Raw genomic sequence first — 13,239 nt, forward strand, 5'->3', positions numbered from 1 at the left:
ATGAAAATTACCGATACAAGCGTAAAGCGTCCAGTCTTTGCCATTGTTATAAACTTGTTGTTATTAACGTTTGGTATTGTGGCTTTTACCATGCTGCCATTGCGAGAATATCCTGATATTGAATCGCCAATAGTTAGTGTTAGCACCAGCTATACAGGGGCAAGTGCTGAAATCATTGAAACCAAAATCACTCAAGTATTAGAAAATAGAATTTCGGGCATAGAAGGGATCAAAAGTATTAACTCTTCAAGTCGTAATGGTCGCTCTAATATCACTATCGAATTTAATATTAGTCGAGACATTGATGCTGCATCTAATGATGTGCGTGAACGTGTTGCCAGAGCGTTAGATAGCTTACCTGAGCAAGTTAACCCGCCAGAGGTGTCAAAGTCTAACAGTGATGAAAGTCCAATAGCTTGGTTTGTTTTAAACAGCACCACCATGAATTCATTACAATTGTCTGATTATGCGCAACGTTTTATTGTTGACCGTTTAGCCGTTGTAGATGGTGTCTCTAATGTTCGTGTCGGTGGTGAGCGAAAATACGCCATGAAGGTGTGGCTTAATCGCAAAGCTATGGCTGCGCGTGGCATTACAAGTAGTGATATTGAAAACACACTTAGAACTGAAAATGTTGAATTGCCTGCAGGTGAAATAGAATCTGTAGATCGAGATTTTACTGTTCGCACGGCAAGAAGTTATAAAGATCAAACTGACTTTAGAAACCTCGTTATTAAACGCGGTGAAGATGGCTATTTAGTGCGTCTCGGTGAAGTGGCCGATGTACACCTTGAAGCGGCTGACGACGAAAGCTTATTCCGAGGCAATGGGCGTAACATGATTGGCTTGGGCATTGTAAAACAAGCGAAAGCTAATACGTTAACCGTTGTTGATAATGCGCGAGCAGAACTTGAAAACATCAAACGTAATTTGCCTGAAGGTACCACCATAGGTGATAGCTACGACTCGTCTATTTTTATTAAAGAATCCATTGATGAAGTTTACCGAACGTTAGCCATCTCTATGGCATTGGTTGTGCTAGTAATTTACCTGTTTTTGGGGAATATTCGCGCAACATTGATCCCTGCTGTTACTGTACCTGTCGCTTTGATCGGTAGTTTTATGTTTTTACTCGCGATGGACTACTCGATAAATTTATTAACGTTATTAGCGTTAGTACTCGCAATTGGCTTAGTCGTTGATGATGCTATTGTGATGCTTGAAAACATTCACCGTCGAATTGAACTAGGTGAACCTCCTTTATTAGCAGCTTACCGCGGTGCAAGAGAGGTTGGCTTTGCGATAATCGCGACAACGTTAGTGCTTATTTCAGTATTTGTACCGTTGGTATTTATGGATGGTCGCATAGGTGCGTTATTTACAGAGTTTGCTATGGCGGTAAGTGCTGCAGTATTTTTCTCTAGCATTACCGCGTTAACATTATCTCCTGCGCTTTGTTCAAAAGTATTAAAAGCTTCAGAAAAAGAAAGTAAATTTAGTCAATGGATGGATAAAACCTTTCACCGTATCGAAGAAGCGTATAAGAACTCTATTCGTTCAAATATGTTACGTAAGTGGGGCTTAGTAATCACCATGTTATTGGCAGGATTTGCGAGTTATTCACTTTATCAACAAGTCCCTTCGGAACTAACACCTAAAGAAGATCGTGGTACTTTTTTCTTAATGATGAATGGCCCAGAAGGGGCAAGTTATGAGAATAATGCAGCAAATATGGCAAAAATTGAAGAAAGATTAATGCCTTATTCTCAATCTGGCGAGTTAAGTCGTGTGTTAATTCGTGTGCCAGGTTGGGGCGGACGAGGTGGTGTTGCTATTGTTGGTATGGCTGACTGGGATGAGCGTAAACGCTCTACATGGGAAGTCATGGATGAAATAAGCGGTAAAATGCAAGAGGTTACTGACGTTCGTGCTTTTGCAATAATGCGCCGAGGCATCGGTGGTGGTGGCTCTTCTCGGCCAATAGAGTTTGTGTTACAAGGTAATGATTACGCACAACTGGCTGATTGGCGTGATCGTATTATTAAACGTGCTGAAACTAATCCTGGCTTGGTTCGTATTGACCATGATTACAAAGAAACATTTCCACAGTTTCTCGTCAATATTGATAAAAATAAAGCAGCTGATTTAGGTGTTTCTGTCTCTGAAATAGGCAGAACCTTAGAAACTATGTTGGGTCAACGCCGTGCAACAACGTTTATTGATCGTGGTGAAGAATATGATGTTATTCTAAAAGGCACGAAAAAAGACTTTACGAACCCTACTGACATTTCCAATATTTATTTAAAATCGCGTAGTGGTGAATTGGTCCCGTTAGATAGTTTAATAACGTTAACGGAAGAGGCAACTGCATCAAGGCTTAATCGTTATAATCGTATGCGAGCTATTACCTTAAGTGCTAATTTAGCTGATGGTTATACGTTAGAAGAAGCGCTGAACTTTCTTAATCAAGTCGCTGCTGAAGAAAACGACATTGATGGTGCTATAGATTACAAAGGTGAATCACAGCTTTTCTATGAAGGTGCATCTGCGATGACTTACGTGTTTATTTTAGCACTTACCGTAACGTTTTTAGTGTTAGCGGCACAATTTGAAAGTTTTGTTCATCCGTTTGTGATCATGTTAACGGTACCGTTAGGCTTAGTTGGCGCTTTATTTGGTTTATGGTCGACAGGGTTAACTATTAATATTTATAGTCAAATTGGTATTGTGATGTTGATTGGGTTAAGTGCGAAAAATGGCATACTTATCGTTGAATTTACCAATCAATTACGCGATAAAGGGGTTGAGTTTAAAGAGGCCATTGTGCAAGCAGCAGCACAACGTTTACGCCCAATCATTATGACATCGTTAACAACGGTAATGAGCTCAGTACCGCTTGTATTGGCATCTGGTCCAGGCGCTGAAAGCCGAATGGTTATTGGTGTTGTCGTGTTTACTGGTGTTATAGTTGCTACGTTATTAACCTTGTTTATTATTCCTGCGGCGTATTATGCCTTAGCGAAAAATACGCAATCTCCTGAATTTTTACAAAATAAACTTGATAGCCAAGCTCAAGAAAAACCATTACAACAGCAATAACACCATGTTTGTTGGCTTAACACAGTTTTTACTGTGTTAAGCCAACATATTAACGTCTTATTTTTATTAAGCTTATAGTTACTAATAGTGCTAGTAATGCATAAATACTACCGCCGTGACCATGGCTTTCGCTTTCATAAACAACATCGGCGTAATCAGGATCATAATCAGTGCTTTCTAGCGGTAAAGCATATAAATCGTTAGTATCATTTGCACTATATGTGGCTACAATATCAGGGTAGCCAACTTCATATAAATCAATTAATACATCATAATATTCAGGAATATAGCCCTGATTTAACGTCGTATAAACTTCATATTCGTCATTGTCATCTTCACCAATAATCACAAAGTCTTCAGTGGTGTAATAATGTATCCAATCACCACCATTTTTACTTAAATAAAGTTCGGCATAAACCTTAGCTGAGTTGATGTGATCATAACTGTAAACATCCGCATCAAACGTAACGCTAAAGGTTTGGAAAAAGCCATCTTGGTCATAATCTTCGATAAGTTGGGCGTACCCTTGGTAAATTGAAAAACTTTGATAAATACGTGATGCCGATTTTTGACTATTGTTTATCATTTGTTTTTTGGCAGATTTTCGCTTTAGCACTTGGTCTCTAGATAGGCCTACTAATTGATTTTCTAATTTATCGCCATCTTTTAACTGACGTAGCGCTGTTGATGCATCCCATGTAACTTTGGCTGCCGAGATGCTTTTACTTTCTAGCGTTTGCGAAGCTGCATTTACCGGTAACGTCATTAGTACGCCTAATATTGCAATAGTTGTGATAGTGTGAGTCATGAGCCATCCTCGAAATAAAAAATATGCTTTATTAAAACGTGTTTATTCTGAATGCTTCCTGAACGATATAATTTTGTTTTTATTTGGTTTATTAGGCGTTTTTTGTTCAGTTCGTATTCAGTTTCTACTTGATAGATTGTCATCAAACTCGATTACTTTTACACTGACAGGGTTGTTATCATAGGCACGGTATTTTAAATGAATTTTTGTACGGTAGTTCGCTCCATTATTTTAATCGTTATGTTGTTTTCACTTAACAGCTATACGCCTGTTTATGCTCAGCCATTTGAAGCAGGAAAAACGTATAGGGTAGCAAATGCAAAACAAGCAGCGCGTTTAGTAAAAGCGCGTATTGGTGGCAAAGTGTTGAAAGTTCAACGTACCAACGTAAAAGGTAACCTAGGCTACCGGGTTAAAGTGTTAACCAATAAAGGCCATGTAGTGTCGGTAATAGTAGATGCGGTAAGCGGAAAAATAGTAGGAAGATAGCGATGCGGTTATTACTTGTAGAAGACGATATTACTTTACAAACGCAATTAAAAGATCAATTAGAACAGGCTAAATATAGTGTTGATTGTGCCGACGATGGTGAAATAGGTTTATTTCAAGCGACAGAATATCAATATGACGCGGCCATTATTGATTTAGGCTTACCTAAGCTTGATGGTAAATCGCTCATTGAAAAAATACGCGCGCAAGATATTAAATACCCGATTATTGTCTTAACTGCACGCGATAGATGGCAAGATAAAGTTGAAGGCTTAGACGCTGGCGCTGATGATTATTTAACGAAACCTTTTCAAGTGGAAGAATTACTTGCAAGGTTAAACGCTTTAATCCGTCGCAGTGTAGGACAAGCAAGCCCTGTTATCACGAATGGCCCATTTTCAATTGATACCACGAGTATGGTCGTTAGTGTTAATAAAGAAACAGTTCCATTAAGCAGCTATGAATACAAAGTGTTCGAATACATGATGTTACACATGGGGCATGTTATTTCTAAAACACAATTAACCGAACATATCTATGATCAAGATTTTGATCTTGATTCTAATGTCATTGAAGTGTTTGTAAGACGGCTACGTAAAAAGCTTGACCCTGACAGTAGTTTGCAATTTATTGAAACGTTACGTGGCCAAGGTTATCGCCTCAAACAGTTTGAACAATAGTTGAGCTAACGCCTGATGGTTCAACTAAATAATTGGTTCAACTCGCTTAAGTCACGGTTAGTCGTCAGTGCTGTTTTTATGGTGGTTGTGTTATTGCCCATTGTTGGTATAACCATTATTAAAGCATATCAAGGCCATATGGAGTCTGGTGTTAATAATGAACTGACCGCTTATTCATATAGCTTACTTACTGTCGCTGAATATGAGCAAGGACAGCTGCAAATGCCAGAAGTTCTGGCAGAGAATCGGTTTAATATCGTTCAATCAGGTTTATATGCCGCCATTTCGGATAAAAAGACCAACCAACTTCTCTGGCAATCGCAATCTCTACTTGCTATTGCATTGCCTGATAAAATGCCATCGCCTGCTGTAGGTGATGAACGCTTCACCACCGTTACAATTGATGACAAAGATCATTTTATTTACAGTTTTTCTGTACTGTTTTCTGATCTAGCAGGTGAACATGTTGTTACGTTACACCTTATTAAAGATCAATCGAGCTTTTTGGTGTTAATGGCTGAGTTTAAACAGCAACTATGGTTAGGGTTGCTGATATTAATGGCCGTTTTATTATTATTACAATATGTGTGGTTACGTTGGAGTTTACAGCCGTTGTCTCGACTAACAGCCGAAATTTCAGCAATAGAGCAAGGTAAAAGTAAGCAACTTTCTTCACGTTATCCACTTGAACTTCAACAAGTGACTGAACAGCTTAATAACCTACTTGATACGGAAAAAATGCAGCGTACTCGCTATCGAAACGCACTTTCTGATCTTGCACATAGCTTAAAAACCCCCCTTGCGGTTATTCAGGGGGATGTAAACACCAAGAATACGGCGAATGTGCAAGAGCAAATTGATGTGATGAATTTGATGATTGAACATCAATTAAAACGTGCACAAAGTGCAGGGCATGCTGCATGGTATTTAGGCGTTCCGGTTGCACCTTGTTTACAAAAATTAATCAATAGCCTAGAAAAGATATACCGTGAAAAAGCACTTATTATCGATAGCCAATGTGATGAACAGCTAATGTTTAAAGGCGATGAAGCAGATCTGCTTGAAATATTGGGTAACTTACTCGATAACGCCTGTAAAGCGGCAAAATCAATTGTATCAATTGAGATACTAAGTATTGATAATAAGCTGGTCATTAACGTTGAAGATGATGGTGAAGGGATTGCAAAAGCAGATGTAGCTAAGATCTTAAAACGTGGAAAACGCGCAGATACCTATCAACAAGGACACGGTATTGGTTTAGCGATTGTACGTGATTTAGTAGACAGCTATAAAGGAACACTCGCTATTACTGACTCAGCTACCTATGGCGGAGCATGTTTTACCTTATCATTTAACCAATAACTTCTTTATTTTTGGAACATTTTCATTTAATAAACCTATTCAGCCTTCATTCAGTTTACTTAGCGTAAATTAACCTTAACACCACAATTAGGTTAAGGCGGGAAGATGAAAATACATCACCAGTTGATCTCTAGCATAATCGTAGCAAGTGCAATAACGAGCAGCCAAGTTAGTTTTGCAGCAGTCAATCAAGCGCAAGTAACGGTTGAACAATCGGTAATGACACAAGCCGAGTTAGCGCAATTGCTTTCACCCATTGCACTTTATCCTGACGCGTTATTAACGCATATATTGATTGCTGCCACTTACCCAATAGAAGTGATTGATGCAGACAGGTTAGTTAAGCGTAATAAGCATGCTAGCAGTGAAACACTGCAAAAAATGGCGCAAGATAAAGATTGGGATCCGAGTGTTTCTGCTTTATTAGCTTTTCCACAGGTATTGGAAAAACTAAGTGAAGACTTAACGTGGATGCGAGAGCTAGGTGATGCTTTTCTTCAAGACGAAGAGCAAGTGCTAGCAAGTATTCAGTTACTAAGACAACAAGCTGATGAAGCCGGAAATCTTGCTAAAATGGACAATGTGCAGATCATTCGTGAGCAAAAGACCATTGTGATCCAACCAGAACAACCAGAAGTTATTTATGTGCCTTATTACGATACTCGTAGCGTGTATGGTCGTTGGCACTGGTCACATCGTCCACCTATTTATTGGCATCGCCCTGTTTATTATAGCTATCATAATGGACCTTTTTACTGGCGTTCTGGTATACATTTAGCGGCGGATTTCTTTTTTGTTGGCTTTCATTGGCATAATCGTCATGTTATTCATCATTCGCCGAAGTATTACCGCAATTACCACAGTAAAAAGCGAGTAACAACTAGCCACCGTGTTAAACGTTGGCAGCACAACCCACATCGCAGAAAAGGCGTAGCTTACCGTAACCATGAAGTTAAAAAACGCTATGCATCACATCGCTCTGTAAATAAGCCAGTAAAAAGAGCTCGTACATATGATGCCCGTAGTAAAGCAGTTAAAAAGCATCACGTCGTCACTAAAAAACTACGTGAACATAGTAATAAACGTATCATTGATAAAGGCTTTAGAAAACAGACACATGCTAAAAACAAACCGTTACGTAACTCGTTACATAGAAAAGCTACTGCTGGTAATGCTGCGAAAGAGCGTAATAGACAGCAAATAAAAGCTATACAACGTCATGATAAGCGCATAGAACAACGCAACACGGTGAAAAAATACCATCGTGTTGAGAAGAGAAAGTCTTATTTATCTTCGCCAAAAGCAACACGAGTAAAACAACCTACTCATAAGAAAATGGCTAATACTCAAGTGAGAAAGTCTCATCTAAATAAACCAATAAAAGTAAGTCAAAAGCGCATAGCCAAGGGAGGTCACTCAAGTAGCAATAAAACCTATACACGAGTGACTAGAAGCTCACATGGTAAACAATCGTCTGTTCCTTCCAGTCGAAAAATTAAGCCGCGTCGCGATTAATACATTCTTGCACGTGGCTAATAAAAAATAACCGTTGAGCTAAAGTAAATATCGCAAACATGGATGTTTTGCGATATTTTTAACCTTGTCATTCAGCATTTATTTTCCACCATTTACACGTAGTTACGCTAGTATTTATTCTAAGCCTGTATTTAGTAGAACACGGTTTACAACCATTTAATAAATTAATTAACGTTATGGAAAAGTTAATGAAGATAAGCCTTTTAGTTATGTTGCTTCTGCTCTCTGTCAGTTCATGTACTTCGAATAATGAACACAGGTCGACAGATGAATCCTCGTCTTGTTCTTTACAAAGCTATCAGTTGATTGCTAACCAAGTGCACACAGGTGATGAATTAGATCATGGCCCTGATATTGGCAGTGACGAATGGAAATCAGTGATTGAATTTAAGTTAGGTATTAGGGGGAATTCGTCAATACCAGCACGGTCTAGTGGTCGGTGGTGCGTTTATATTCTTAATATTATTAACACTGAAGCTGTTACTAATGTGGTTAACGATATTAACAATATGTCACCTTCTTTTGAGTGTATTGATAGTCAGCTTGGCAGTGTAGAAGATTTAATTTGTAGTCATGAAGATTTAGCATTACTCGATAGAAGATTGTCGCAAGTTTACCAACAAGCAAAAAACTCATTGCCGGAAAGTCAAATTAATACGTTAAGAACAATGCAACATGGCTGGCGTAAAGGTAGAAATGATTGTTGGAAGGCAGAAGATCAACAACGTTGTGTGAAAAAACTATATGTTGATCGTATTGCAACATTACAAGCAAAGTACCAATTGGTTCCATCTACAGGACCTTTCAATTTTTATTGCGATAATGCAACATCAAGCAAAGTAGAAGTGGTATTTTATCAAACTAAACCTGCGACTCTGATTGCCAAATATAACGAGACAGTATCGTTAATGTTTCAACAGCCCAGTGCAAGTGGATCAAAATACAAGGGCCGCAACGGATCCTTTTGGGAACATCAGGGACAAGCGCGAGTCGTTTGGGGGTATAATGCAACGCCGATGGTATGCCACTTACTAAAATAAACGGCGTAGAATATGTTTTGCCTGTTAATGTCAAAGAGGGAAAGACATCTACTTCCCTCATTAAACTTAATCATTAATAAATTTTACCGCGACTTTTCACTTTATTTACATCAACACGAGTGGGGGTGATTTTACCATCTACCAAGCCTTGCGTAGCAATTGATAACCCTTCAATTACTTGATGCATTGAGGTTAAATCTAAACTCGCTAAATCATCTGTCACTTTATGATAATGCTGATCTTTATCTAGTTGTGTACTACTAAAACTATGTGCAGGAACACCTAAGCGTGCAAGAGTTGCATTGTCAGAACGATAAAATAAATTTTGCTTTGGGTAAGGGTCTTTGTGTATTTTGAAATCTTCATCTGTTAGCGCTTTATTCAACTCTCCGCCTAATGATGAGCGATCCATACCGGTCATCCAAACATTTCCAGCACCAAATTTAGAAGGTTTACCGATCATTTCAATGTTGATCATCGCTATAACGTCATCAGGGTTAAGTTGCTTAGAAAAGTATTGAGAGCCAAAACCTCCAATTTCTTCCGCAGTAAAGGCAGAAAATATTAATGTTCTTGCGTTATCACCTTTGTGAGTAAAATATTCAGCAAGGTTTATCACTGCTGTTGTGCCTGATGCGTCATCATCCGCACCATTGTAGATCACATCACCTTCTCCGCTTTGTGATGCGCCTAAGTGATCGTAATGTGCTGAATACAGAACAATTTCATCTTTTTGTTGCTTCCCAGGTAACACACCTACAACATTGGTTAATGTTTGTTCGGTAATGCTGGTGTCTGCACTTATGCTTATAGCGTCGATTGCTGAATCTTCTGTCATGATCATCACTATTGCACCTTGGTGTTCAAGCGATAGCTTATTTAGCCCTCTTGCAAAATAACCGCTGTACCTCGCGAATAGTTTTTTATGAGCAGGGTTAATTAACACGAGGTGTTTACCACCTTGTTGATTGATACCGCTAATAACTTGACTCATATTATCGTTTTTGCCGACTGTATGAAGAGTAAAGTCATCAGTGTTTTGCCACTGAATTTTTTCAATAGTGCTGGCCAAACCAAGTTGGGCTGATTCAATAGTATTGCCATTTAAGGTAACAGCGATAGATTTTGGCTTTATTGTTGTTACTGTAAAGGATTGTTTAAAGGTATTCTCACCTTGCATCGGTACTAAACCAATCTCACTGAAACGTTGGCTAATGTAATTAGCCGCTTGATCTATTTCTTTGCTGAAATTACCTCTACCCTTTAATTCATCACTCGCTAAAAAAGTTATGTCTTTCGTTATTGTGTTAAATGACGTGTTGTCAGCCTGTGTGGCAAAGCTGACAGTTGAACTCAATGCAACGGAGGCAGCGAGAGCTAACGCACTTTTTGTTATTGTTATCATGGGGAGCCCCTAAAGTAAAAAGGTTACTATTGATTATTCGCTATTTTATTGCAAGTAACTCATGAAGCTAAGTGCGATTTGTTTGTAACGTTTGGTGTTCAATAAGCAGACTTTCATCGCCAATGGTAAGCCATAATTGGCCATCTTGAATACTTGCTTGGATTTCCGTTGTACGTTCAATTAATTCAGAAAACCTGGCTAAAGCATCGTAGTCAAACCGTGTTATTTGTAGGTTTTTAAACAGTGTCAGCTTTTTTTCTTGTTGTTGCCACCAAACATCGAACGGTGAATGGTAACCATAAATTATTACCGATTCAGCTTTATTGCTAGCACGCTTTATCCGCTTTTCATCGGGTTGGCCAAGTTCAACCCATAAGGTAATATCTTCGGTTAGCGTTTGTTGCCATAAAGCAGGTTCATCTTCATCACTCACTCCTTTGCCAAAAGTAAGTGCTGGGTCGGCATTTAAAATATAAGCAAGTATTCTTGCGCTCATACGAAGCATTGTTTCTGAAGGGTGCTGAGCAATAGTTAAGTTTAGGGTGTCGTAGTAATGACGATCCATGTCAGATAAGTGGATGGTTGTTTTGTAAATAATTGATTTAAGCGCCATGGCGATTATCGGTAATATGTTTTTGCTAATGATACGCCTAAGTGTTGTATAACCGAAACTATTTATTCGATGAATAGTTGAGATACAGTGAATTAATTTAGCGAATACGCTATATCAGTGATACATTTTCGCTATTGTTAACCGATGAGAACCGTGATGACTTATTCTTCGTTTATTCCGCCACAGCGAATTTTAATGGGCCCAGGCCCCTCAGATGTTAGTCCACAAGTACTTTCAGCCCTTGCACGACCTACTATCGGGCATTTAGACCCTTTATTTGTTGGTATGATGGATGAAGTAAAAAGTTTATTGCAATATGCCTTTCAAACCTCGAATGAAATGACCTTGGCTTTGTCAGCACCTGGCTCTGCCGGTATGGAAGCTTGCTTTGTTAATTTAATTACACCTGATGACACGGTAGTGGTTTGCCAAAACGGTGTATTCGGTTCCAGAATGTCAGAGAATGTGAAACGTATCGGGGCAAAGTTAGTGCTCATTGAAGGGGAATGGGGAAGAGCGGTTGATCCTGAATCACTTGATGCCACACTTTTACAACATCCGGAGGCAAAATTTGTCGCTTTTGTACATGCTGAAACATCAACAGGGGCACGTTCAGACGCTAAAGTACTGAGCGAAATTGCTCAACAATATAATTGTTTAACCATTGTTGATGCCGTAACGTCGCTTGGTGGTTGTGAGCTAAAAGTTGATGAATGGGGAATCGATGCTATTTATTCCGGTAGCCAAAAATGCTTATCTTGTGTACCGGGCATTTCACCGATTAGTTTTAGCGAAAAGGCGGTTGAAGTGATTAAACATCGAAAAATACCGATACAAAGTTGGTTTCTTGACCAATCACTGGTGATGGGGTATTGGTCAGGAAAAGGCAAACGTGCCTATCACCATACAGCGCCGGTAAATTCATTGTACGCATTACATGAAGCATTGCTGTCGTTAAAAAGAGAAGGATTAGAAAATGCATGGAAGCGTCATCAAGAAATGCATGATTTATTAGCCAAGGGTTTGGCTGAATTAGGTTTAGATTTTGTTGTTCCTGAGAACGAACGATTGGCTCAACTTAATACGGTGTATATTCCTCAAGGGATAAATGATGAAGAAGTGCGACGTTATTTACTTAATGAATACAACTTGGAAATAGGCGCAGGGCTTGGAAATTTTGCTGGCAAAGCGTGGCGTATTGGTTTAATGGGCTATGGGGCACGAAAAGAAAATATTGCTTTGTGCTTAGCTGCGCTTAAAGAGGTCTTAGCGCTATTTAAATAAAATATTTGCCTTTATCGCGATTTGTTAGGCTGAAGTTGCTTGTGCTGCTTTACTTGCGTCATCCATAATATTAGCTACATATCGATAAGTTTGAAAAGCGCTGAGCTCAAGCACTTTATACTGTTTTTCTGATAAAGGCATGTTATTAATTGTTTCTATAATATCTTGCTTGTGTTGCACATCTAAAATTGCATGGTGCATCAATGCATTAAATGCTTCTTTAGGTAATCTTGAGCGCTCTACCAGCTCGTTAACGTAGTCAACTGTCGGTGGGTGTGTTTCTGTGCAAGCCAAATATCCCATAATAGCAACAGGATCAACATGCTTTATTAGAAAGTATTGAGAACCGATAAATGTGGTTATATTGAGAGATGGAATTCGATCTTCCGCTTCTGCTTGGCTAACACCCATGACGGCCAAATCTTCTAAAAACCACTCATCATGCCCAGTTTCTTCCGGAATATGTTTCTTCATATAACCAGCAAGTAATTGATAAACAGGGTCGTGCATTTTCTTTAAGGATTCATTTAATGCTTCTTGCATTAGATTAATGGAGGCATTAGAAATTCGATAACTTGAATATGCTTGTTCTATGCATGCATTGACTGAGTGAGAGTGAGTAGTATAGTTTTCATTGGCGACACAAGCTCTGTTTTCCATGAAAGAAAGGCTTTTTTCAAGCCTTTCAAAATTTGAAAGATTTTTAGCCATTAAATACCGATACCTACAGGCTTACCTTTTGTCCCCTTTACTTTTTTGTTGATTGATTTCAATTGTTCAACTTCTTCTTTTGAAAGACTCTCTATTGCCTTTATTTGCTCATCGTGTAACTGCTCTTTATTGATTACGCCTTCTGCATGTAAATGTTCTACGTTTGATTTGTCCATTTTTATGAATCCTATGAAATTTAAAGTTTGATCTGT

At 38.8% G+C, this 13,239-nt stretch carries 12 protein-coding genes; 7 read left to right on the plus strand and 5 right to left on the minus strand.

All coding sequences use genetic code 11. The annotated features are described in order from the left end of the window. The gene (locus tag BI291_RS03180) at positions 1-3,099 is read left to right on the plus strand and encodes an efflux RND transporter permease subunit (RefSeq protein WP_074496308.1); all 3,099 of its coding nucleotides are present in this window, start codon (positions 1-3) and stop codon (positions 3,097-3,099) included. Between the two features lie 49 nt (positions 3,100-3,148). On the opposite strand, the gene BI291_RS03185 is transcribed toward BI291_RS03180, so the two are convergent. Further along, positions 3,149-3,907, minus strand: coding sequence for a choice-of-anchor H family protein (locus BI291_RS03185; RefSeq protein WP_139302542.1), 759 nt, complete (start codon positions 3,905-3,907; stop codon positions 3,149-3,151). A 198-nt stretch (positions 3,908-4,105) separates the two neighbouring features. Between BI291_RS03185 and BI291_RS03190 the strand changes: the two genes are divergently transcribed. The 5 genes from BI291_RS03190 to BI291_RS03210 all read left to right on the plus strand — a co-directional run bounded on the left by BI291_RS03190 (position 4,106) and on the right by BI291_RS03210 (position 9,014). Next, positions 4,106-4,396, plus strand: a complete 291-nt coding sequence (locus BI291_RS03190) for a PepSY domain-containing protein (protein WP_254849513.1) — start codon at positions 4,106-4,108, stop codon at positions 4,394-4,396. Positions 4,397-4,398: 2 nt separating this feature from the next. Next, entirely contained in the window at positions 4,399-5,076 is a 678-nt protein-coding gene (locus BI291_RS03195) for a response regulator transcription factor (RefSeq protein ID WP_074496310.1), read from the plus strand. Positions 5,077-5,091: 15 nt separating this feature from the next. Further along, positions 5,092-6,438 carry an ATP-binding protein gene (locus BI291_RS03200; RefSeq protein ID WP_074496311.1) on the plus strand — a complete coding sequence of 449 codons (1,347 nt, stop codon included), beginning with the start codon at positions 5,092-5,094 and terminating at the stop codon, positions 6,436-6,438. A 105-nt stretch (positions 6,439-6,543) separates the two neighbouring features. After that, positions 6,544-7,953: a DUF3300 domain-containing protein gene (locus BI291_RS03205; RefSeq protein ID WP_074496312.1), complete on the plus strand. Its 1,410-nt coding sequence runs from the start codon at positions 6,544-6,546 to the stop codon at positions 7,951-7,953. A gap of 209 nt (positions 7,954-8,162) precedes the next feature. Next, on the plus strand, positions 8,163-9,014 hold the full coding sequence (locus BI291_RS03210; RefSeq protein WP_074496313.1) for an MliC family protein: 852 nt from the start codon (positions 8,163-8,165) through the stop codon (positions 9,012-9,014). Between the two features lie 73 nt (positions 9,015-9,087). On the opposite strand, the gene BI291_RS03215 is transcribed toward BI291_RS03210, so the two are convergent. Beyond that, positions 9,088-10,419: a M20/M25/M40 family metallo-hydrolase gene (locus BI291_RS03215; protein ID WP_083601877.1), complete on the minus strand. Its 1,332-nt coding sequence runs from the start codon at positions 10,417-10,419 to the stop codon at positions 9,088-9,090. 67 nt (positions 10,420-10,486) lie between these two features. Then, complete coding sequence (locus BI291_RS03220; RefSeq protein WP_074496314.1) at positions 10,487-11,032, minus strand: YaeQ family protein; 546 nt, start codon at positions 11,030-11,032, stop codon at positions 10,487-10,489. Between the two features lie 156 nt (positions 11,033-11,188). On the opposite strand from BI291_RS03220, the gene BI291_RS03225 reads away from it, so the two are divergent. After that, positions 11,189-12,316, plus strand: coding sequence for an alanine--glyoxylate aminotransferase family protein (locus BI291_RS03225; RefSeq protein WP_074496315.1), 1,128 nt, complete (start codon positions 11,189-11,191; stop codon positions 12,314-12,316). A 24-nt stretch (positions 12,317-12,340) separates the two neighbouring features. Here BI291_RS03225 and BI291_RS03230 read toward each other — a convergent pair whose 3' ends face one another. Next, positions 12,341-13,027, minus strand: a complete 687-nt coding sequence (locus tag BI291_RS03230) for an iron-containing redox enzyme family protein (protein WP_074496316.1) — start codon at positions 13,025-13,027, stop codon at positions 12,341-12,343. Next, positions 13,027-13,203, minus strand: a complete 177-nt coding sequence (locus tag BI291_RS18385; RefSeq protein ID WP_175573069.1) for a hypothetical protein — start codon at positions 13,201-13,203, stop codon at positions 13,027-13,029. The genes BI291_RS03230 and BI291_RS18385 overlap by 1 nt, the downstream gene beginning before the upstream one ends. Positions 13,204-13,239: the final 36 nt, after the last annotated feature.

The sequence above is a fragment of the Thalassotalea sp. PP2-459 genome, assembly GCF_001913705.1.
GTDB classification, from domain to species: domain Bacteria; phylum Pseudomonadota; class Gammaproteobacteria; order Enterobacterales; family Alteromonadaceae; genus Thalassotalea_C; species Thalassotalea_C hakodatensis.

What these genes read in the sequence shown, in the direction of transcription:
- BI291_RS03180 (WP_074496308.1), top strand. Translation starts at nt 1, where the DNA reads ATGAAAATTACCGATACAAGCGTAAAGCGTCCAGTCTTTGCCATTGTT.
- BI291_RS03185 (WP_139302542.1), bottom strand. Translation starts at nt 3,907, where the DNA reads ATGACTCACACTATCACAACTATTGCAATATTAGGCGTACTAATGACG.
- BI291_RS03190 (WP_254849513.1), top strand. Translation starts at nt 4,106, where the DNA reads ATGAATTTTTGTACGGTAGTTCGCTCCATTATTTTAATCGTTATGTTG.
- BI291_RS03195 (WP_074496310.1), top strand. Translation starts at nt 4,399, where the DNA reads ATGCGGTTATTACTTGTAGAAGACGATATTACTTTACAAACGCAATTA.
- BI291_RS03200 (WP_074496311.1), top strand. Translation starts at nt 5,092, where the DNA reads ATGGTTCAACTAAATAATTGGTTCAACTCGCTTAAGTCACGGTTAGTC.
- BI291_RS03205 (WP_074496312.1), top strand. Translation starts at nt 6,544, where the DNA reads ATGAAAATACATCACCAGTTGATCTCTAGCATAATCGTAGCAAGTGCA.
- BI291_RS03210 (WP_074496313.1), top strand. Translation starts at nt 8,163, where the DNA reads ATGAAGATAAGCCTTTTAGTTATGTTGCTTCTGCTCTCTGTCAGTTCA.
- BI291_RS03215 (WP_083601877.1), bottom strand. Translation starts at nt 10,419, where the DNA reads ATGATAACAATAACAAAAAGTGCGTTAGCTCTCGCTGCCTCCGTTGCA.
- BI291_RS03220 (WP_074496314.1), bottom strand. Translation starts at nt 11,032, where the DNA reads ATGGCGCTTAAATCAATTATTTACAAAACAACCATCCACTTATCTGAC.
- BI291_RS03225 (WP_074496315.1), top strand. Translation starts at nt 11,189, where the DNA reads ATGACTTATTCTTCGTTTATTCCGCCACAGCGAATTTTAATGGGCCCA.
- BI291_RS03230 (WP_074496316.1), bottom strand. Translation starts at nt 13,027, where the DNA reads ATGGCTAAAAATCTTTCAAATTTTGAAAGGCTTGAAAAAAGCCTTTCT.
- BI291_RS18385 (WP_175573069.1), bottom strand. Translation starts at nt 13,203, where the DNA reads ATGGACAAATCAAACGTAGAACATTTACATGCAGAAGGCGTAATCAAT.